The 21254-nt window shown below is 44.0% G+C and carries 18 protein-coding genes and 1 pseudogene; 8 read left to right on the forward strand and 11 right to left on the reverse strand.

Annotated features, from left to right (window positions below; all coding sequences use genetic code 11):
• Positions 1–106 precede the first annotated feature (106 nt).
• From rpsP to IPJ02_13105, 4 genes and pseudogenes are all read left to right on the forward strand, one after another.
• A complete protein-coding gene (gene rpsP, locus IPJ02_13090; GenBank protein MBK7376449.1) occupies positions 107–589 on the forward strand; it encodes a 30S ribosomal protein S16 in 483 nt (160 codons plus the stop codon).
• 187 nt (positions 590–776) lie between these two features.
• Entirely contained in the window at positions 777–1295 is a 519-nt protein-coding gene (gene rimM / locus IPJ02_13095) for a 16S rRNA processing protein RimM (protein MBK7376450.1), read from the forward strand.
• Positions 1296–1397: 102 nt separating this feature from the next.
• A pseudogene (gene dinB / locus IPJ02_13100) lies at positions 1398–2547 on the forward strand (DNA polymerase IV).
• Positions 2548–2592: 45 nt separating this feature from the next.
• Entirely contained in the window at positions 2593–3231 is a 639-nt protein-coding gene (locus IPJ02_13105; GenBank protein MBK7376451.1) for a peroxiredoxin, read from the forward strand.
• A gap of 75 nt (positions 3232–3306) precedes the next feature.
• Here the strand turns inward: IPJ02_13105 and IPJ02_13110 are convergent, their stop codons facing one another.
• The 3 genes from IPJ02_13110 to rlmN form a co-directional block, all read right to left on the reverse strand.
• A complete protein-coding gene (locus tag IPJ02_13110; protein MBK7376452.1) occupies positions 3307–4026 on the reverse strand; it encodes an RNA pseudouridine synthase in 720 nt (239 codons plus the stop codon).
• 3 nt (positions 4027–4029) lie between these two features.
• A complete protein-coding gene (locus IPJ02_13115) occupies positions 4030–5076 on the reverse strand; it encodes an rRNA pseudouridine synthase (protein ID MBK7376453.1) in 1047 nt (348 codons plus the stop codon).
• A 365-nt stretch (positions 5077–5441) separates the two neighbouring features.
• Positions 5442–6482 (reverse strand): 23S rRNA (adenine(2503)-C(2))-methyltransferase RlmN, encoded by a 1041-nt coding sequence (gene rlmN, locus IPJ02_13120; protein ID MBK7376454.1) that lies wholly within the window; start codon positions 6480–6482, stop codon positions 5442–5444.
• Positions 6483–6677: 195 nt separating this feature from the next.
• On the opposite strand from rlmN, the gene IPJ02_13125 reads away from it, so the two are divergent.
• On the forward strand, positions 6678–7778 hold the full coding sequence (locus IPJ02_13125) for a PQQ-dependent sugar dehydrogenase (protein MBK7376455.1): 1101 nt from the start codon (positions 6678–6680) through the stop codon (positions 7776–7778).
• Positions 7779–7781: 3 nt separating this feature from the next.
• On the opposite strand, the gene IPJ02_13130 is transcribed toward IPJ02_13125, so the two are convergent.
• From IPJ02_13130 to IPJ02_13150, 5 genes are all read right to left on the reverse strand, one after another.
• Positions 7782–8978 carry a hypothetical protein gene (locus IPJ02_13130; protein ID MBK7376456.1) on the reverse strand — a complete coding sequence of 399 codons (1197 nt, stop codon included), beginning with the start codon at positions 8976–8978 and terminating at the stop codon, positions 7782–7784.
• 24 nt (positions 8979–9002) lie between these two features.
• Positions 9003–10631 (reverse strand): hypothetical protein, encoded by a 1629-nt coding sequence (locus IPJ02_13135; protein MBK7376457.1) that lies wholly within the window; start codon positions 10629–10631, stop codon positions 9003–9005.
• 550 nt (positions 10632–11181) lie between these two features.
• Positions 11182–12324: an OmpA family protein gene (locus IPJ02_13140; GenBank protein ID MBK7376458.1), complete on the reverse strand. Its 1143-nt coding sequence runs from the start codon at positions 12322–12324 to the stop codon at positions 11182–11184.
• A gap of 133 nt (positions 12325–12457) precedes the next feature.
• On the reverse strand, positions 12458–13084 hold the full coding sequence (locus IPJ02_13145) for a response regulator transcription factor (GenBank protein MBK7376459.1): 627 nt from the start codon (positions 13082–13084) through the stop codon (positions 12458–12460).
• Between the two features lie 48 nt (positions 13085–13132).
• On the reverse strand, positions 13133–16102 hold the full coding sequence (locus IPJ02_13150) for a hypothetical protein (protein MBK7376460.1): 2970 nt from the start codon (positions 16100–16102) through the stop codon (positions 13133–13135).
• Positions 16103–16210: 108 nt separating this feature from the next.
• Between IPJ02_13150 and IPJ02_13155 the strand changes: the two genes are divergently transcribed.
• On the forward strand, positions 16211–17404 hold the full coding sequence (locus IPJ02_13155) for an acetyl-CoA C-acyltransferase (GenBank protein ID MBK7376461.1): 1194 nt from the start codon (positions 16211–16213) through the stop codon (positions 17402–17404).
• A 101-nt stretch (positions 17405–17505) separates the two neighbouring features.
• On the opposite strand, the gene IPJ02_13160 is transcribed toward IPJ02_13155, so the two are convergent.
• From IPJ02_13160 to IPJ02_13170, 3 genes are read right to left on the reverse strand one after another with little or no spacing between them, the layout of a single operon-like run.
• Positions 17506–18894 carry a histidine--tRNA ligase gene (locus IPJ02_13160; GenBank protein ID MBK7376462.1) on the reverse strand — a complete coding sequence of 463 codons (1389 nt, stop codon included), beginning with the start codon at positions 18892–18894 and terminating at the stop codon, positions 17506–17508.
• A gap of 34 nt (positions 18895–18928) precedes the next feature.
• Positions 18929–19282 (reverse strand): four helix bundle protein, encoded by a 354-nt coding sequence (locus IPJ02_13165; GenBank protein MBK7376463.1) that lies wholly within the window; start codon positions 19280–19282, stop codon positions 18929–18931.
• 44 nt (positions 19283–19326) lie between these two features.
• A complete protein-coding gene (locus IPJ02_13170; GenBank protein MBK7376464.1) occupies positions 19327–19791 on the reverse strand; it encodes a low molecular weight phosphotyrosine protein phosphatase in 465 nt (154 codons plus the stop codon).
• Between the two features lie 236 nt (positions 19792–20027).
• Here IPJ02_13170 and IPJ02_13175 point away from each other — a divergent pair, with 236 nt between their 5' ends.
• Together IPJ02_13175 and IPJ02_13180 are read left to right on the forward strand one after the other, a co-directional pair.
• On the forward strand, positions 20028–20855 hold the full coding sequence (locus IPJ02_13175) for an energy transducer TonB (GenBank protein ID MBK7376465.1): 828 nt from the start codon (positions 20028–20030) through the stop codon (positions 20853–20855).
• 61 nt (positions 20856–20916) lie between these two features.
• A complete protein-coding gene (locus tag IPJ02_13180; GenBank protein ID MBK7376466.1) occupies positions 20917–21174 on the forward strand; it encodes a hypothetical protein in 258 nt (85 codons plus the stop codon).
• The last annotated feature ends 80 nt before the right edge of the window (positions 21175–21254 follow it).

Raw genomic sequence — 21254 nt, forward strand, 5'->3', positions numbered from 1 at the left:
TACTGCAAAGCTTTTCAATAATTTGGCAGTTCACCTTCCGCATATTATCTTCGTTGTCCCTTTTTAGGGACAAACCCTATTTTATAACAACCAAAAATTTCTATTTATGGCTGTAAAAATGAGACTGCAAAGGCATGGCTCAAAAAAAAGACCCTTTTACTTCATCGTTGTAGCAGATGGCAGAAGCCCACGCGACGGTAAATTCATTCAAAAATTAGGTACGTACAATCCGCTGACCGTTCCGGCTACTATCCAGATCGATCGTCAGAAAGCATTGGACTGGCTGCAAAAAGGTGCTCAACCCACCGATACTGTACGCCGAATCCTTTCTTTCAAAGGAGTGTTATACCTGAAACACCTTCTTCGTGGTGTTGGCCTCGGCTTATTTGATGAAGCTGCCGCAATGGAAAAATTCACCAAATGGACCAGCGAACATGAGGCACATGTTGCCAAGCGCCAGGGGGCTCATAAAAAAGCCCGTACTGACCGCCGTGACAAACCCGTTGTAAAAAAGGTTGCTGCTAAAACAGAGGCCCCCGCTCCTGAATCAGTTGAAGCGCCGTCTGAAGAAACTAAAACAGAAGAATAAAATACCTCTGTTGAAAAATTCTTTTAAGTCCTGGTTCTATACCGGGACTTTTTTTTTGGAAGATACAGGATGTAAGATGCCAGATGCCAGATACAGGATCCAGATCCCGTATCCCGTATCCTGTATCCTGTATCCCGTATCCTGTATCCTGTATCCCGTATCCAGAATCTCGTAACTTGCATCATTCATGACAAAGTATTATAAAATAGGAAAACTGGCGGCCAGCACCGGGTTAAAAGGTGAACTGGTCCTGCAGCACAGCCTGGGATCAAAAACCTCCCTCAAGGGACTGGAAGCCATATTCCTGGAAGAAAAAAAAGACAGCTTTATTCCTTACTTCATCCAGTCGGCAAAGATCCGCAGTGAAAATGAAACCGTGATAAAACTGGAAGGGGTGGATATTATGGAAGCTGCCCGTAAACTTACACCCAAAGAGGTTTGGCTGGCGGAAACGGACTTTAAAAAATTTGCCGCAAGATCATCGCCCATTTCTTTGCTTGGTTTTACCATGATCGACGACGAAGACAATGTGATCGGGGAGATAACAGAAGTGATCGAACAGCCACACCAGGTATTATGTACTGTATTGATCGAAGGAAAGGAAGCATTGATACCCATCCATGGAGAAAGCCTTGACAAAGTGGACAAGAAGAACAGGAAAGTATATGTTACGCTTCCGGATGGCCTGCTGGATATTTATCGATGATAAAACCAAACCTATAAGGTTTGCTGAGACGATTAAACTTATAAGTGGCTTTATTTTACAGGGAATTTAATTCAAAAGACAGAAAATAAACCTTATAGGTTTATGAAAGAACCCCGCCGCATCATAGCACATTTTGATCTTGACTCCTTTTTTGTTTCGGTGGAGATATTGAATGATCCTTCATTGAAAGGCAAGCCGGTGATCGTTGGCGGAAGGGAGAGAGGGGTGGTGGCCGCCTGCAGTTATGAGGCAAGGAAGTTCGGCATTCATTCCGGGATGCCATCTAAAAAAGCATTGCAGCTTTGTCCGCATCTCATCGTATCCAACAGTTCAAGGGGAGAATACAGCAGGTACAGCCGCTGGGTCACCCAGATCATCGCATCCAAAGCGCCGCTCTTTGAAAAAGCATCGGTGGATGAATTCTATATTGACCTGAGCGGCATGGAAAAATTCTTCAAGCCCCTGCAATGGACTATTGACCTGCGGCAGCAGATCATCGAAGAAACACGTTTGCCCATATCATTTGGCCTGGCCAGTAATAAAATGATGGCCAAAATTGCTACCAACGAGGCCAAACCCAATGGCTATCTCCAGATACCGTTCGGAAAGGAAAAGAATTTCTGGCGCCATTGGCGGTCAATAAGATCCCGGGGTGGGTGACCACACGTATGAGATCCTGAGATCAATGGGTATATTCACCATTAAAGATGTAAGCGAAAGAACCCAGGAAGAACTGGAAGAACGGCTTGGCAAGTGGGGCATCGATCTCTGGTACAAAAGCCAGGGCATACACAACGGTGAAGTGAGCCAGTACCATGAGGCAAAATCTGTTTCTTCAGAAAATACCTTTAATGAGAACAAGACCGACATCGGTTTTCTGAAAAGCGAACTGGTAAGGCTTACCGAAAAAATTGCGTTCGAGCTGAGGCAGGATGGTAAGGTGGCCGGTTGTGTGGCCGTTAAGATCCGGTACCACGACTTTGAGACCACTTCCCGCCAGACCACTGTTCCGTATACCTGTGCCGATGATGAGATCATCCCGGTGGTTAAGGAATTATTTGACAAGCTATACAGGAAGGGCGAGCCGGTAAGGCTGCTGGGTGTACGCCTGAGTGAACTGACCAACGATGCTATTCAAACCAATTTGTTTGATGACGTGGAACGGAAATCGGGTCTGTATAAAGCCATCGATAATGTTAAAAAACGTTTTGGAAAAAATTCACTTACCCGCGCTTCTTCTAACAGGAAATAAGGTTGTAATTTTACAGACTCTTACACACTTAAAAATTTTATCATTATGAGTTTACGATTAGGGGATATTGCTCCCAATTTTAAAGCAAAAACATCTTTAGGGGAAATTGATTTTTATGAATACTTAGGCGATTCATGGGGGATTTTATTTTCGCACCCGGCTGATTATACACCGGTTTGTACTACCGAACTCGGGCGCACTGCTTTATTGAAAGAAGAATTTGCCAAACGCAATGTAAAAGTGCTGGCGTTAAGTGTTGACCCGGTAGATAAGCACCTGAGCTGGATCAGCGATATTAATGAAACACAGCATTGCCATGTGGAATTCCCGATCATTGCCGACGATGATAAAAAGGTTTCTGAATTATATGATTTCATTCATCCCAATGCATCGGCAACGGCAACCGTCCGTTCGTTGGTGATCATTGGCCCTGATAAAACCGTTAAACTGATCATTACATATCCGGCGTCTACCGGCAGGAATTTCGTAGAAGTATTGCGGGTGGTTGATTCATTACAGCTTACTGCGAACTACAGCGTGGCTACACCCGCTAACTGGACTGAAGGCGAAAAAGTAATTGTAGCACTCAATGTGAGTACCGACGACGCTGTTAAAAAATTCCCTAAGGGACTGGAAATTGTGAAGCCTTATTTGCGTTACACCCCGCAACCCAACATTGATTGATCATTCTACTGCCGGGGCGCTTAAGCAACCCGGCAGCTATGTAGTTGCCGCAGATAGTTGTAAGGTCTTAAACCCTTACAGGATTTTTTTCAATTGCTGAATTAATGCCCGTATATCTTTTGGAAGTTCAGCCTCCAGGTCGATCAGTTTTCCGTCGGTATCCGTAAACTTCAGCCGGTAAGAATGCAGTGCCAGCCTGTTCAGCATGGGCCTTTCTTCTTCGTCATGCCTGCTGAGTTTAAATTTCTTTTTTATGGAAGAAAGCAGGATGGGTTTACCATCGCCATACAGTTCATCACAGGCAAGGGGATGGCCCATGTTCCTGCAATGCACCCTTATCTGGTGGGTACGGCCGGTATGTAATTGGAATTGTACAAGCGAAAACTGTTTAAGGTCTTCCAAAACCTCGTAATCGGTTATGGATGGTTTGCCATTGCGGTGAACCACCATCAACCCTTTTTGGGTGGGGTGCTCACTGATGGGGGCATCCAGGGTCCCTTTTTTTTGTGAAGGGCAGCCAGTCACCAGGCCCTGGTAATACTTTTCAATCTTCCGCTCTTCAAACAGCCGGGAGAAATATTTATGAGCCGCTTCCGACTTTGCAAATAAGATGATGCCGCTGGTATCTTTATCCAGCCGGTGAACAGTAAAGATGCTCCCGTATTTTTCCAGCAGCATATCCTTGAGGGAAGGTTCGCTCTGCATCCGGTCGGGGATGGATAAAAGGCCGGCCGGTTTATTGATGGCAATAAAGGAATCATTCTCAAAAATGACCTCGGGTCGTAATTTTTTCACTGCTTATTTCTTTTTGGAGGCATTCATGTATTTGAGGAGCCTGATCTCTTTTTCACTCAGGTAACGCCACTTGCTTCGTTCTACATTTTTTTTGGTGAGGTTGGCATACATCACCCGGTCCAGCCCTTTCACATCATAGCCCAGGTGTTCAAATATTCGGCGCACAATGCGGTTGCGGCCGCTGTGCAGTTCAATGCCAATGATGGATTTATCCTTGCTGTCAGCATACGCCAGGCTGTCAATATGAATTTCCCCGTCTTCTAATTTCAGTCCCTTTACAATTTTGTCGAAATCAGTTTTGGCAAGCGGCTTGTCTAATTTTACTTCGTAGATCTTTTTTATCTCGTAGCTGGGGTGGGATAATTTTTGGGTAAGGTCGCCATCATTGGTGAGCAGTAAAACACCCGACGTGTTCCGGTCCAGCCTTCCGATGGGATATACCCTTTCCGTGGTGGCATTTTTAATTAACTGCAATACCGTTTTTCTTCCTTGCGGATCATCGGTGGTGGTGATATAATCTTTTGGTTTATTCAGCAGGATGTAAACCAGGTTCCTGGTAACAAACAGTTTTTTGCCGTTGTAAAACACCTCGTCTTTTTCCTGGACCTTGTAGCCAGGCTCCGTGGCAACTACCCCGTTCACTTTTACTTTGCCTGCATTTATCAGTGCAACAGCATCCCTCCTGGAACATACCCCGCAATGTGCCAGGTATTTATTCAGGGGCATGATGCCGGTGGGGGCATTGTCATTGGCCGCTGTTGCTTTTGCTGACTTTGTGCCCGTCTTTCCGGCAGGCGGGTGTGCTGATTTTGGTGATCTTACAGGCTTTTCATCGCCGGCTATAACAGGTGATCTTCCTTTGGCTGAATTGGCCGCTGCAGGAGCCATTCCTTTTTTCTTTGCCTGCCTGGCCTGGTATTCTTCTTCCTTCTTCTTTTCAAAAAATGCATTACGCTCCTTGCGGTATTTTTTCTTTTCCTGGCGGAATTCTTCCTTTACAACGCTGTTTTTCTTTTTTGATGCAAATTTCTGAAATGGCGACTGGCTCATGTGTGAAAGTGTTTTGCTGTTATTTCAACAGTAGTGAGTGGCAAAGATAAACTTTTAATGCCTACCCATCGGCAAGTGGCAAAAAGAAAGCGTTCCCGGTATAGAAACGCCTCTCAGTTCAGGGTTTTATAGTGTATTTTATCCGGGGTCTTTTTATGCATACACAGACCAAATAACCCGCGCAAGGTTTAATGCAGGTATTAAAAGGTGATTTTACCCCGGTGTTTTGGGTGATTATCCTTAGGTAATGGCCGGCCTGGGATAGATATTTGTCATCTCAAACAGCAGGAAATAATTTTCTCATACGCTTAGTTTTGTTTTATGATCACCCCGCTTTTCCAGGTGGGGTGATTTTTTAAAACACACTATTTTTTATTTGCCAGTTGGCCGCAGGCGGCATCAATATCCTTGCCCCGGCTCCTGCGCAGGCGTACATTCACCCGGTGTTTGGCCAGGTAGTCGGTAAACTGCTGTGTCTTATCTTCATCGGGTTTCATGAAGGAGGCATTATCGATCGGGTTGTATTCGATCACGTTGATGAGGTGCGTGGGGATCTGCCGGTAGATCTTTATCAGGTCATTGGCGTCTTCAATGGAATCATTTACGTCTTTGAACAGAATGTATTCCAGGGTGATGTCATTCTTTGTCTGCTCATAAAAATAATTCAGCGCTTCGATCAGCACTTCAATACTATTGCTTTCGTTGATGGGCATGATGGCATCCCTTTTTTTATCGCTGGCAGCGTGCAGAGAAAGGGCGAGGTTGAACCGTACCTTATCATCACCCAATTGCCTGATCTGTTTGGCAACACCTGCTGTTGATACGGTGATCCTTTTCGGGCTCATGCCCATACCGTCGTTGGCAGTGATCCGGTCTATTGCCTGCAACACATTCTTATAATTCAGCAATGGCTCTCCCATGCCCATGAAAACGATATTGGTGAGTTTGGTCCCGTACACTTTTTCACTTTGCTGGTTCAGCAATGCCACCTGGTCATAGATCTCGTCAAAGTTCAGGTTACGTTTGCGGTCCATATAACCGGTGGCGCAAAATTTACAACTCAGGCTGCAGCCGATCTGGGAAGACACACAGGCCGTTTGCCTTTTTTCCGTAGGGATCAGCACCCCTTCCACAAAATGCCCGTCAAAGGTTTTAAATCTCGACTTCACCGTTCCGTCGCTGCTTACCTGGCTGGTATCCACCGTAATGGCGGGCAATGAAAAATTCTCTGCCAATTTCTGCCTCAGTTCCCTGGACAGGTTGCTCATATCGTCAAAACTCTGGGCATTCTTCTTCCATATCCATTCATAGGTCTGTATGGCCCTGAATTTTTTGTCACCAATGGACTCAAAATATTCCTTCAATTCGGGCAGGCTGAGGGTGCGTATGTTCTTTACTGCGGTCATGCCGCAAAGGTACTACGGACAGGTTTATTCCCGGCATTTTCGTGATAATTGAACCACATAGGACATAGGAAACATAGGTATTGTATTTCTATGTGCTCTATGCTTTTATGTGGTTCAACAATAAATACCACCCACTCGTCAAATGGTTTGGCGGGGTTTGGCAAAAAACCGTAGCTTCCATCAACATATTATATCATGCATAAGTACCTTTTATTATTGATCATTTTTGTTTACTCAGGCAGCAGTTGTAATTCTGCCCCCGGTACGAATACTTCGGTTGATGCTCCCCCGGATTCGGTACGGATAATTAAGGGCGGGCTGGATCATCCCTGGGAAATACGCTGGGGCAAGGACGATCATATCTGGATGACCGAACGGGGAGGGAAGATCAGCAAACTGGACCCCAAAACAGGTGCCACGGTCTTTTCAGCATCCATTGCCGAAGTGGTAAGCCGGGGTGAAGGTGGTTTGCTGGGCATGGTACAGCACCCGGATTTTTTACACAATGGATTGTTCTACGTGGTGTATAATTACAAAGGCCGCGGAGATTATTCAGAGAAGCTGGTGCAGATGAAATACGAGAATGGGAATATACGGCCGGTAAAAACAATTCTTGAGAATATACCCGCAGCCCATTTTCACAACGGCTCCCGGCTTTTGATAACAGGCGCCGACCCCAAACTTTTTATGACCACCGGCGATGCCACCGTTCAAAGAAATGCGCAAAATACGTTGTCTGTTTCAGGCAAAGTGCTGCGGTTTAACCTGGATGGAACCATCCCGGCTGATAATCCCTTTCCCGGTTCGCCGGTATGGAGTTATGGCCACCGCAACCAGCAGGGTTTGGTTGTTGTGAACGGCATCCTGTATGCCAGTGAGCACGGGCCTGCCATCGAAGATGAGGTGAACATCATTGAAAAGGGCCGAAACTATGGCTGGCCAAATGTGAATGGTTACTGCGACCAGCCGGATGAAAGCGCTTTTTGTACGTCGGCCAATGTGAAGGAACCCATCTGGAGCAGCGGCGGGAATACCCTTGCTGTTTGCGGACTGGACCATTACAATAACAACCGGATCCCCGCCTGGAAGAATTGTTTATTGATGGTTTCACTGAAGGATGCCAGTTTGCGGGCGCTTAAGCTGAATGCTGATGGCAAAAGAGTGATTGGCCAGCAGACTTATTTTAAAAACCGCTTTGGGCGGTTGAGGGATATTTGTGTATCAACTTCAGGTAAAGTTTACCTATGTACAAGTAATGGAAGTAATGGAGATGTGCTGGTGGAGATATTTAAATAAGGATCATTTATCTATCATCGCCTGGAGTTTATCAAATGGAAAATATGCTTTTAAGATATCTGAAAATTTTGTGAAAGGGGTCCATTCATTCCATGCAAACTGAACTATAAAAAACTGCGGTACATATTTGGGCAGGTCTCTGCGGATATAGTCCGGATTTTCTGTGATCAGCATGGATGCTTTCCCAGGATCAGTTTCGAAAATAAATGGTTCGTGTTGATACATGGTGTTCACCAGTGCAGGTGCATCCAGCAGTCCTTGACTTGTTGTTCTTTCCAGCTCATCCATGAACCTTTTTATTACATCATCTTTATTCTTTTTTGTTTTTGCTATAAGTTCATCTCTCCTATCCTGTTCGGTTTCATAACCGGACAGGTAATAATCAACATTGGCTTTTAGTTTTTTTGGGTCATTGGCAAAGTCCTTTTCAAATTTTTTCAGTTTTGCTTTTTTTTCTTTTTCCTGTTCCTCTAATGAACGTACAGGCATTTTTTCAAAATCCTTAATAAGCCCGTCATTGACCCTGGTGTGAAAAATTATGCAATAATCCAGGTATTGTTTTCTTGTTACAGGGGTGTATGGCAGTATTCCTTTACGGTGAATCAGAACTTCATAAATATTCCGTCCGGGTTCAGGGTACAAAACGTCTATTCCGTCTGCTGATGTGATGGGAGGTTTATACATATTCACCGGCAAGCCATTTATCGTCCAGTTATCATCAGGCGGCATTACTCCGAAAGTAAAGTTTGTAATAATATTCAGAAAAGTACCGGTCTCTCCCGGGTAGGTGGCTATCAATGAATTTGTCTTACCATACTCGCATTGGTAACGGAAAAATGCAGCGTTATAAGAATAATAAGTGAAAGGAGGCAGGTTGTAGTAATCAAATGTTTGCCTGTCATCAGTTGTCTTATAATATTTATGTTTTGAACCGAAATAACTCATGCCTGCTGTCCGGTGCCATACGATATCCATACCAGTTGGCTGCGGATACATTTCCAATACCAGCTTATGAATTTCATCAAGCCTGCTGCTGGTTTCTTTTGTGTTATAGGTGCCGTTATTAGGAGTCTGTATCCATCTTCCTTTTGTATTTTGCGCCATTGCATCCGTGCAGGGTTCCTGGGTCAAAATTACGTTTTGGCAGTACGATGACTGCTGAATTAAGAAAGCCAATAGCAGGGTGATTTGCTTTTTCATCTGATTTGATTTGGGTGGCCGAAGTTAATTTGGGGAATGCTCAGCCTTTAATGTAACAATGCCTTTTTTCATGACCATTCCTTTTTCCCTATCCGGATCATTCGTATCCACTACATCCACTGTAGGATTGAATAAGCGGCTTGAGCCTGGCGGATCCAAACGCAAAGGGATAACCGTTTTCTCAGTATGGCTTGTTTGGGAAAGACTATACTGCAGTTCGTATTTTTTTTTGTTCATTAAATACTCCATATGCATATGGTCAAAAGCCGGATCACCGCTGGATGCCGGCGTTTGTGAAGATTGAATATTTATCATTTGTACAGAAGTGCTGATAAGTTCATTCACATCCATTTTTGTTTTTACTGCGCTCAGAAATAATTTATTGACAAAAAATTGCATATCCATTGAGTACTTTTTTGAAACATCATCATTTTTGTGTCTTTCTACATCAGCTGGCTCGTATCTTAATGCATCCATCATAACGGTTGATCCGGTTCCGCAAAACGATATTTTGAATGTCGGAAAGACCATTTTTAATATGGAGGGACCGGTATAAGGGAACGGGGGATATTTGTCTTTCAGGAAATCCTTGCTGCCCGTTACTACATTCATGGGGATCTCAAATTCTTTTTCGTTTGTGTTTCTGTTTTGGTGGTTTACATTTTTAAGATAAAATATCCAATTGCAGTCATTGCGGCCCAGGCTAACAATCAGTTCGTCTGATTTAAGCGACCCGGAGGCCATCAGCAACAGATCGTCATCATCTTCCTTATTTACCTGTTGGTAATCAAAGTTTATTTCAATATTAAGTTTAAAACGATTGAACTTTTCCAGCCCTTTCATCCAAAGTTCGAAGAGATTTTTATTTATATCATTCTGAGGATACACCTGTTTTTTGTTAAGTTCATGTGCCAGATAAAGCCCGTAATCGAATACTGCATTAAAATTCTTTTGGGACTTTTGATCTTCAATGTATCTTTCAAAAAGATCTGACATGACAAGACTTCCTATATCATCAACAATTCTATTGATCCCGTTATTGGTGGCCCGGAGTCTTGAACCAGCATTAAGCTCCGTTTGTGTATCTAAAAGTGTGCTTGCAGCATAAACCAGTCCATCTTCTATAAGTACATCTCCCTGTTGGTATGATTTGCTCAGGTCAGTTAGTTTTGCCGTCATTCGTTCTAATATAATCTCAAAATAGCGGTTCGGGTCATTTAGTGAGGAGGCTACAGCGGGGATAGCAATGCCCTGTAATTTCATTGATTCAATCCGTTCGTATATCGCCATCAGCTTCTGAAGGATCTTATATTCTTCTGAATAGAATTGAATGACCCAGGATTTTAGACTGTTTTGATACCTGGTTTGTGCGGAGGAGTTCTGGCATAAACAAAGATCATTGGGTCTTTTTGGAGGAGGTACCATATTTAGTGGCGGAAGATGACGCAGGAAATCGGCCAGGTTTTGGATCATGGATTCTAAGCTGGTATTGCGGTGGGTTGGATTTAATTGAATGTTGTTTCTGGCCAGCTCGTAGTAGGTGTTTTTGAACAGATCATATTCTTTATAGGCATCCTCAATAAGCGGAAACATAAAAAAACTGTTCATCAAACCACGCATTCCCTGGCTATAGTCTTTTTTTAATTGCCTCACCTGCCCCAGGGTATTTACCAGATTATAATAAGGTGTATCCGTCCTGCTGGGTTGGTAAATGACCATATTATTTTGCAGGTCATCCCCTACGATAAACCCAGTTGGTGTAATCAGCGTATTTGGATCTATTCTTCTTCCCCGGTACCAAAGTAGCTGATCGGTAGCCTGTTCCCATGCAGGAGCCTTAGCGGGCTGCTTTAACGTGATGGGTGTAAAGGGTGATACATATGCAGGCTCGGTGGTTTTTGAAGGGGAAAGGGTTTTGGGAGCCTGCATTGCGGTGATATTCGTTTTTTCCAGCAGGGTTACCATTTGCTGGAGTGATTCCAGTTGTTTTTGCAGCTGGTCTATGGATTCAGGATCGTCCTTGTTTTTTTTTGCTTCTGCTATTTGCTTTTTTGTTTCTTCGATCTCTTGTTTTGCATCTCTTATGGATTGTTGTAACTCGGCTTGCATCTGCTCTTTTGTAGGAGGCTTTTCGTTTTGGGAAAAGCCGGAATTGCAAAAGATTAATAGCAAGGAAAGAAGTATTATTCGCATAAGCTATTGTTTAGATCTTAATAAACTCCACCCTCCGGTTATTGGCTTTGCCTGCAGGGCTGTCGTTCTTGTCTACGGGCTGGCTTTCTCCCTTACCATCTGTTTCCATCCGGTTTTCATCAATGCCGAATTCCTTTGCCAGGGCAGCTTTAACTGATGCAGACCGGCGTTTGGAGAGATCGAGGTTGGCTGCATCGACTCCGTCGGAATCGGTATGACCTACGATCTTCACTTTCATGTCGGCATTTTCTTTCAGCACATTCGCTATTTCTTTTAAAGTGCCATAAGATTCTGGTTTGATATTGGCGCTGTTCACATCGAACAGTATACCATGTGTCACCCATTTATTCTGGGTAAGCAGTTTATTTCTTGTATCCGGTGCTCCAATGGCCAGCCGCAGGTTGCCGATATAATGTTGCACCGTGGCTTCAGCATAGGTTACGTAAAAAATAATGGAGTTCAGTTTGGCTTCCCTGGCCAGCGCTTTTGGAATATCCCATACCTTTTCCTGGTTCACATAAAGCCTCACTCGTTCTTTTTGCCGCCAGATGGAAATATGAACCGGGTTGTGTGCGTCACTTAAAAGGTCAGTTTGCACTGCGTTGGCAGATTCACTTACGGAATTCTTTCGTATTTCATATTTTGAATCACCCGTCTTCCCTCCGTTATTTGCATTATTCAACTGGAATTTTATACTGTTTGCTCCCAGTGTCCAGTGCTGGGGCTGCGAAATATTATCAAGCTGAACAAGGGCCACACTCATCCCTCCCCCGTTGATTTTCCCGTGAAGCAGGTCAAATTCAAACGTAAAATCCTCGGGATATTTATCTGTGAACTCGGGCATGAACACGCTGGGTTTGGTAAGCCATAACCATCTTCCCGGTTTACCTTCTATCGTTACGATCTCGGCAGCGCCGTTCGTATTCCATCCCGCAGGGAAATCACCGATGGATCCGGTTGAAAAATCTTCAAAGCCAATCACTTTTTCACCCGGCACAAAATCGTACTTGCTGTACGCTTTGATATTTGCAGATGCTGGAACAGTATCTGCATTTACTATAAAACCTGACCGGCAAGCAGTATTATTACCGGGGTGTGGGAGCGACCCGGTCAGGACAATGTACAAGGAACTTAAAAAAAATATACTTTTCATAGCTGTATTTTAATATTTTAAGATAAGAGGGGAATGTTGTTTATGAAACCAGGCTTGAAATTAGGCAGCAGCCAATGGCAGGGCAATAGTAAAAAAGTAAGTATCGGGTATAACGAATGTTATAGCAGGCAGGTCAGTTCCGCTCAAAATATTTATTGACCGCTTCGGTACGGTTCTGAACATGGAGTTTTTCATAAATATTATGTATGTGCTGGCGTACCGTGCCATGTACGATATGCAGGCGGTCGGCGATCTCTTTGTACAGCAATCCGTCGGCAAGCAACTGAAGCACTTCATTTTCTCTTTCGGACAGTATTTCTTTTTTTGTCACTTTCTTTTCGGTCAGGAAAATATTGACCAACTTACGGGCAATGTTGCTGCTCATGGGTGAGCCGCCCTGGTTCAGTTCTTTAATGCTTTCCAGGATGCGTTCGGGGTGGGTGCGTTTTAGTAAATAGCCGGTGGCTCCTGCCTGCAGCGCCTTCAACACTTTTTCATCATTTTCATATACGGTGAACATCATGAACTGGGTAGCCGGGCATTTTTCTTTAATCTTTTTGATGCAATCAATCCCACTCATACCGGGAAGGTTGATGTCCATGATGACGATATCAGGTTGTATGGTAGGAAGTTTTTCTGCAGCAGATTCAGCATCTTCAAAATTATCAAGTAACAATAACTCTTTGTCCGACCGTACAAGATCAGCAAGTCCTTCTCTTACTTCAGCAAGGTCTTCAACTATGGAAACTTTTACCGGCATGGGCATTAAAATTAACAGTATAGGCATCGTTTTCCAATAGGACAAATGTTATACCGACAAAGGAATGTAAAGAATAACCTTCGTTCCCTGTTCATTGATGAATTGGGCACGGCCATTCATTTCCTTCATCCGGTTCCGGATATTTTCCAGGCCGTAACTGTTTATCCGTTGATTATTCCAGTCGATCCCTTTACCGTTATCATGGATAATGATCTCTATGCCCCGGTTCAATTGTACCGAAAATCTTACCCGGCTGGCATTGGCATGTTTAACAATATTGTGCAGGCATTCTTTTACTGATAGAAAGGTATTGCGCCTGGTATCACCCGGTATAAAAGTCCCGGGCAAGTGCAAAGGGGTATCGGCCTCACATTGAATGCCATGATTACCCAGGTATTCCATGGCATATGAACGGGTATAGGCGATCAGGTCGGCGAGGGTATCATTCTTCTCATTCAGTGCCCAAACTATCTCTCCCATTTTTTCAGTCATTTCATCTGAGTAACCGGTGATCTTCTCCAGCGAGATCCGGGTATGCTCATCTTCCATTCTCTTATTTACCAGGGATTGGCTCAGGAATTTTATTCTCGACAAACCTGCCCCGAGGTCATCGTGCATGTCTATCGAAATTCTTGTTCTCTCTTTTTCAATAGCCTGTCGTTTTTCCAGTATCACTTTCTGTTTTTCCAGTTTCCTCCGGTAGTAGAACCTTATGAAAAGAATTAAAAATCCAATAATCAATAATCCTGCTGTAACCCGGAACCACCGGGTCTGCCACCAGGGCGGTGTAATTTCAAAGGGATAATTAAACTCAGCCGGCGGGTAAGCATCTGAAGGAAAGAATGCTTTTACATACAGAACATAATTGCCATAGGAAAGATTGGAAAGATTGATAATTGAGTTGGCAGCAGTTGTATCACTCCAATGGTAATTTTCCGATCCCCTCAGCAGGTAAGTATAGCGGACATGCTTTTCATCAATAAAGCTCGGGGCTGCGACATAAAAGCTGAGGCTGTTTTCTTTATGATAGAAATGTTTTTTCTGTTGCTGGACCGTTTTTGTATTTACTTTAAGTTCTTCTAAAAGTAATTGGGGAGATTCGTTCTTTTCTTCCACAACGGTTGTGGCAACTTTCAGCACCACCCCGCTGTTTGTTAATGCATAGGCATGTTCAGCATCGGTCCAGGTACTGTTTATATAAGCAAAAAGATTGCTGTTCCTGCTTATGTTTTCAATCCGGTAGGAGTTGTCCGGACTGGCAAAGATCAAATCCAGTCCGGATTGTGTTCCGGCAACAATATTATTCATCGAATCGCAGGCAAGCGAGGTGACAAAATTGTCAGAAAGCCCGTTGCCCGTATGAAAATGATAAAGTTTTTCAAGCCTGTTTTTAGTTACAGTATATCCTGCCAGGCCATTATCCCGGGTGCCTAGCCAGATCAATCCTTTTTTATCCATCACACAACTTCTGACCGATCCGGCCAGTTGGGCGGGGGGTATTTGAAAAGCGGGACGGAGATAATTTGAAAAATCACCGGGATGAACACTATACACATCTATACCAAGGCTTCGTTTTACCACCCATAGCCTGTTATTCTTATCCACTAAAAGATCTTCTATAAATTCTTTCGATTCAATTGGTCTGTGGTGTTCCAGTTTATTGTTAACCCATACACCAACGCCTGAATGCTGGCTGGCAATGATGGCGCCCCGGGAATCCACAAATATTTTTTTTCCAAAATAACCAGAGTCGTGCAGTGAAATGATCTTTTGAAAATTGATAATGCCGGCATGGGGTTGTAATGTGGCTTTATAAATGTTGTGGTCATCTTTTGCCAGCAGGGTATTCTCTTTTTCATAAAAAATATGCGGTGACCAGCCAAGGTTACTGGTAAAAGCCTGGGGTTTGCCTGATGTTCTCCGGAAAAGTTTTCTTGATAGCGTACTGAACCAGGCAACGCCGTTACTGTAATAAACATAACCCGCCTGCCCCTCACCGGATTCTATAAAGGGTTTTTCAATGATCTGTAACCGGGATATGACTATCTTAAACACCCCTTCACCATCATTGCTTAACCAGATATTATTTTCCCGGTCAATAAAAATATGCTGGATATACGATGCCGATATCTGCCCGGGTAAGCTGACACGAAACAGATTGCCATCTTCATTAATGCGTCGCAACTCAGAGTTCCTGAATTCTTTATCCCGGTAAACTAACCAGGCGAAATTATTTCCAAAAGCAATATTCCTGGCTGAATAGTTTTCAGTTTGCCGGTAACCCTTATCCGGCGGTAGTAAATTCAGTTTTCCTTTTTTCAGTGCAGCCGTATCCGCAATCAATAACTGGTTGGGAGTGCTGAGCCAAATCCTCTTCTTTTTATCCTTACCCACCAGGTATGCCCTGATAGATACCAGGGAATCACAAATCCGGTTATTTTTTATATCGTATAAAAAGAGCCCCTTGTGAAAACTCATTTCGTTGGTGGATATCAGCAGATAATTTCCAATCCCTGAAATATTGCCAAGATTGGGCTGGCCATCCCTGCTGCCAAGCCCGGAAATTTTTAATGGATGTATTTTATTTTTTTCAAGTACATACAGGCCAAAATCAGATGAAAGATAAATCCTGCCATCATCATGCCTGTAAAACTGGTTGATCAGGGGAGTAAAACTGTTTTCTGGTTTAAAAATCCCGATCCTTCCGTTCACAAGCAGGTTAATTTTTGCTGTATTTGTTGCCACCAGCAATGAGTCATTGCCGATTTCCAGAACATCGTTAATAATATTTATCGGCAAACCATTTTGTGTAGTATAGTTCCTGAACCTTGCACCGTCATACACACAAAGTCCGCCATAAGTAAGAAAATACATACGGCCTTTGCTATCCTGGTATGCTTTTTTCACCCGGCTGTTCACTAATCCATCCTTTGGTGAATAATGGACAAAAGGATATTGTTGTGCAGATAAATGCGCAGTGATCAACAAGCCCGTGAACAGTATGATCATCCGGTTCATACCTAAATTTACTCAGAAATAGGATCATTCCGGCCTGGATGTCTAAAGGCCGATTTCGCAGATTTGGTAGTATTTCCGTTATTTGTGAAGGATTGAAGCCCTCAAACTATGCAAACAGTCTATATAATTGATGCCGTACGTACACCCATAGGAAAATATGGTGGCGCATTAAGCGGTGTAAGGCCCGATGACCTGCTGGCACATGTTATTAAAGTGCTGGTAAGCCGCAATTCCAGCATTGATGTAAATGCCATTGAAGACGTGATCGCCGGCGATGCCAACCAAAGCGGGGAAGACAACCGCAATGTGGCCCGCATGGCAGCATTGCTGGCCGGGTTGCCAAACACCGTGGCAGGTAATACGGTGAACCGGCTTTGCGCCAGTGGACTGCAGGCCATTATGGATGCAGCCCGTGCCATTGCGTGCGGGGATGGTGACCTGATCATTGCCTGCGGGGTGGAGAGTATGAGCAGGGCTCCTTTTGTTGTTCCCAAAAGCACCAGCGCTTTTGCAAGAGAGCCGCAGATCGCTGATACAACCCTGGGCTGGCGCTTTGTGAATAAACGGCTGGCTGAAATGTATTACCCCTATACCATGGGCGAAACAGCCGAGAATGTTGCCAAACGATGGAACATCAGCCGCCATGCACAGGATGAATTTGCAATAGAAAGCCAAAAGAAATACGAACGGGCCTTTGCAGAAAATAAGTGGAAGGATGAGATCACGCCCATACAGGTTCAGATAGATAAAGAGGTCTTTGATTTTGATAAGGATGAACATCCCCGCCTGACAAGCCTGGAAAAACTGAAATTATTAAAACCGGCCTTTGCCAAAGACGGAACGGTTACTGCCGGAAACAGCAGCGGTATCAACGACGGTGCTGCAGCGATATTACTGGCCAGTGAAGCGGCGGTTAAAAAGTACGGCCTGCAGCCTATGGCCAAAATAGTAAGCATGGCAGTAGTAGGGGTTGATCCTGCCATCATGGGCATTGGACCGGTACCTGCTACAAAAAAAGCATTGGACAGGGCCGGACTGCATGTTGCCGATCTCGACCTGATCGAATTGAATGAGGCATTTGCATCGCAGTCCATTGCCTGCATTCACGACCTGGGATTAGACCTTGAAAAAGTAAATGTGAACGGAGGAGCCATCGCACTCGGCCACCCGTTGGGTTGCAGCGGCGTTCGGATCTCCACAACGCTGCTTCATGAACTGAAAAGAAGGAATGGAAGATATGGACTGGCTACAATGTGTGTGGGGGTGGGGCAGGGGGCTGCGATAATTTATGAAGGTTTATAAAACAGCATAAGGCAATTAAACCACATAGGAACATAGGTAACATAGCTTAGTCTTTCGTAAATTGTATGTTTTCTATGTTCCTATGTGGTTCAAAACATAACTCAGAGATTTTTCAGATAGTCTGCCAGTTTCTCAAATGAGACCACTTCCTGTACACCGGTTGACAGGTTCTTCACCGGGCAATTCTTCTCTTCCATTTCTTTACTGCCGATGATGATCACAAATGGAATATTTTTCTTTTCTGCGTATGTGAATTGTTTGTTGATCTTTACCGGCTCGTGGTACAATTCGCAGGCGATGCCGCTGCTGCGGAGTTTCTGCATGATGCCGAATGCAAACCGGCTTTCCGCTTCGCCCATATTAAAGAACAATGCCTTGGTACCCATCTGGAGGTTTTCCGGGAACAGGTTCATTTCTTCCAGTACATCATATATCCGGTCAACACCAAATGAAATACCAACACCCGGGATATTGGGTACACCGAATAAACCGGTCAGGTCATCATAGCGTCCACCGCCACCAATGCTTCCCATCTTCACTTCTTCGGGCGCTTTGGCTTCGAAGATGATGCCTGTATAATAATTCAATCCTCTCGCTAAAGTAAAATCAATGATCAGATTGGTATTTTTTGCCTGCCTGTCCGGTAGGCAGGTTTGCTGAAATACGAATTCCACTTCTTCAATTCCCTGTTTGCCGCTTTCTATGGAGCCGATCAAAGACCTTATGGAGGATAATTTTTCTTCATTGCTTCCGGAAATGTTCAGGTAGTTTTCGATCGTTTTTACCTGTTCATTATTCAAACCACGCTGTTGCAGTTCTTCTTTTACTTTTTCTAAACCGATCTTATCTAATTTATCGATGGCAATGGTGATATCGGTCATTTTATCTGCACCCCCGCATAGCTCAGCCAACGCTGTTAAAATCTTGCGACTGTTAATTCTTAATTCATAATTTTTAATTTTTAATTGAACAAACACTTCATGATAAATAGTAGCAAGTTCTACTTCATTCACTAAGGAAAGGCTGCCAACCACATCGGCATCGCATTGTGTAAACTCCCGGTAGCGTCCCTTTTGCGGACGGTCGGCCCGCCACACCGGTTGTATCTGGTATCGCCGGAAAGGGAAAGTGAGTCTCGTGTGGTTCATCGCCACGTAGCGGGCAAAGGGAATGGTAAGGTCGTATTTCAATGCCCTTTCGGTAATGCCTTTTACATTCTTTCCTTGCAGTACTTTTTCAAGATCCTCCCTGACCTGTTTTTCTTTCTCGGGATTATCAAGTCCGTTGTTCAGTATCTTGAAGATGAGTTTATCTCCCTCTTCCCCATATTTGCCCATCAGTGTTTCCAGGTTTTCCATCGCGGGGGTTTCCAATGGCTGAAAACCATACAGTTCAAACACATTTCTTATGGTGGAAAAAATATAATTCCTCTTTCGTACAACTTCTGCCGAAAAATCTCTGGTGCCTTGAGGAATGGATGGTTTTGTCATGATGGTCGTGAGTCGTGAATGGTGAGACGTGAGTTTAGTAAACAATCATTTTACTGAGCATTTGAAAAGTTTTTAGCATCAACGTCCCGGTTTCTGCCAATTCTTCTTTTTTAAAATATTCTAAAGAAACTGCTATGTCAAAAATAGCATCTATTTCAATCAATGAACCCCTGGATATTTCATAAAATCTCCTTCTTTCAGCCTCTGATTTTCTTGAACTTCCCTCGGCTATATTAAGCTGAACTGACAGGGCAGCCCTTCTTAACTGCTGTACCATATTAAACCGCTCTTCGGAAGGCAGTGATTTTGATATCCTGTAACAGGCTGGGACAAAATTCTTACCTGTGATAAAAACATCCAGTTTAGTATGTGCTAAATCTAAAAACATAAAAATGATTTTTCCTTGGAAATGAGGAAACATTTCTGTTTCTCTTATTCCCGGCTGCTCACGACTGACTGCTCACGTCTCACGATCAGTTCGCATACTTCATCTATCAGCTTATAGGCTTCATGAAAATCCTGTTCTCCTCCGTACCAGGGATCCGGCACATCCCGGTCTTCGCCCGGGTAAACCTCATTTAAAAACAAATCTACTTTAGTTGCGTTGAATTTATTTCTGCTGATCCGTTTTATATCTTCCAGCACATCATTTGCCATGGCGTAAATGCGATCGAATTGTTCAAGGTCATCTGCCATAAAGCGCCTGCTCCGCTGGTTGCTGATGTCAACGCCATTTTCCCTTGCTACCTTAATGCCCAGGTGATGCGGGGGCTCGCCGGTATGGTATCCGTTGGTGCCGGCGCTTTCCACGGTCCAGTTCAATCCCGCCTTCCGGGCCCTATCCTGCAGGATTCCTTCCGCCATCGGGCTGCGGCAGATATTGCCCAGGCAAACCATTAGAATTTTCATGGCGCAAAGATAGGAAGCTGGCTGCAAGCTTCAAGGGGAGTAGCCGCAAGGGACAAGCATGATACAAAAAGACTTTGTTCATCATTCTGTCCCTTGCGACTTGTAGCTACTCCCCTTGCAGCTTTTTATGGAATTGCTCAACTTCCACATCTTACTACCGTACACGGCGCCGGTTTTGGATCTGTTAATTCTCCCGATAGCGATCGGGATCAAAACCAAACTATATGAACAGCAACCTGATCTTGAAAAGCGATATCCTGGATATCATTTTCGAAAAACGAAATAAAGAATACGGCGCTTACATCCTACGTAAATTTTATGAGAACCGTTTGAAAAGGGCCCTGCTAATAATGTTACTGACAGCAGGCGCATTCTTATCATTCACGCTCCTTCCACAAAGATCAAATCACCTGGTGGGCAAAGTATATGACATTCCAAAAACGGAACTGGCGAAGGCCGATGAAACAAAGCCCAAAGAACTTCCCAAAAAAAAGGAAGTGCCTAAAGCAGAGCCTAAGCTTAAACCAGCATCCGTCAGCCAGGTGAAGTCTGTAGCTACTTTTAAGATCGTTGATGACAAGGTTAAGACCGATACGGTGCGGACCATTAAGGAAAATGATGTTATTGGAAGTACAACGGTAATTGTTGCCGATCCCGGAATTCCCGTTGTTTTGACTGCACCTGCTGAACCAGGTACTGTCATGACAGAACCGGTAAAAATTGATAAATCAACACCGTTGGATCTCCACGCGGTGGATGTGCCCCCCTCCTTTCCCGGGGGAACAGAAGCGCTGCTGAATTTTCTAAGGAAGCACCTGAATAATCCGGAGCCAATGGTGGAAGGAGAATCGGTTAGTGTTAAAGTAACTTTTGTGGTGGGGTACGGAGGCAAACTGCAGGGTTTTAAGATCTCCGAAGACGGCGGAGATGTATTTAATAAAGAAGTAATAAGGGTATTGAAGAAAATGCCCGACTGGGTACCCGGCAAAGCAAAGGGCGAAAATGTATCGGTATACTATGCCATTCCCGTAAAGTTTACCGGTTCAGACTGATTAAACGTAATTATTTTACTAATTTCACAGCCCCGTCAAAAGCGGGGCATAAACATAAAATATGGCACTGGAAGAATTTGAAAAGGAACAGTTGAGTGAAAGGGACAAAAGGTACGTCCGCATGCGTAGTATCATGGACATGGGTATGGGGGTATTGTGGTCGGCGATGGGGGTTTTTCTGCTGTTCATTAAAAAATTCAGCCCCGACCTGGCGCTTCAGTACGATGAGAATATACTCATGATCTTTGGAGGCGTTTGTGTTGCATACGGCCTGTTCCGGATTTACAGGGGCATTAAGAAAAATTATTTACGGCATTGATCAATAAGGATATTTTGAGGCATTGGAAGAGATATGGTGTAGGCTTTTTAATGACCTGGTTTTGCATAAGTGCATGTGAC

The organism is Chitinophagaceae bacterium, from assembly GCA_016710165.1.
Classification (GTDB): domain Bacteria; phylum Bacteroidota; class Bacteroidia; order Chitinophagales; family Chitinophagaceae; genus Ferruginibacter.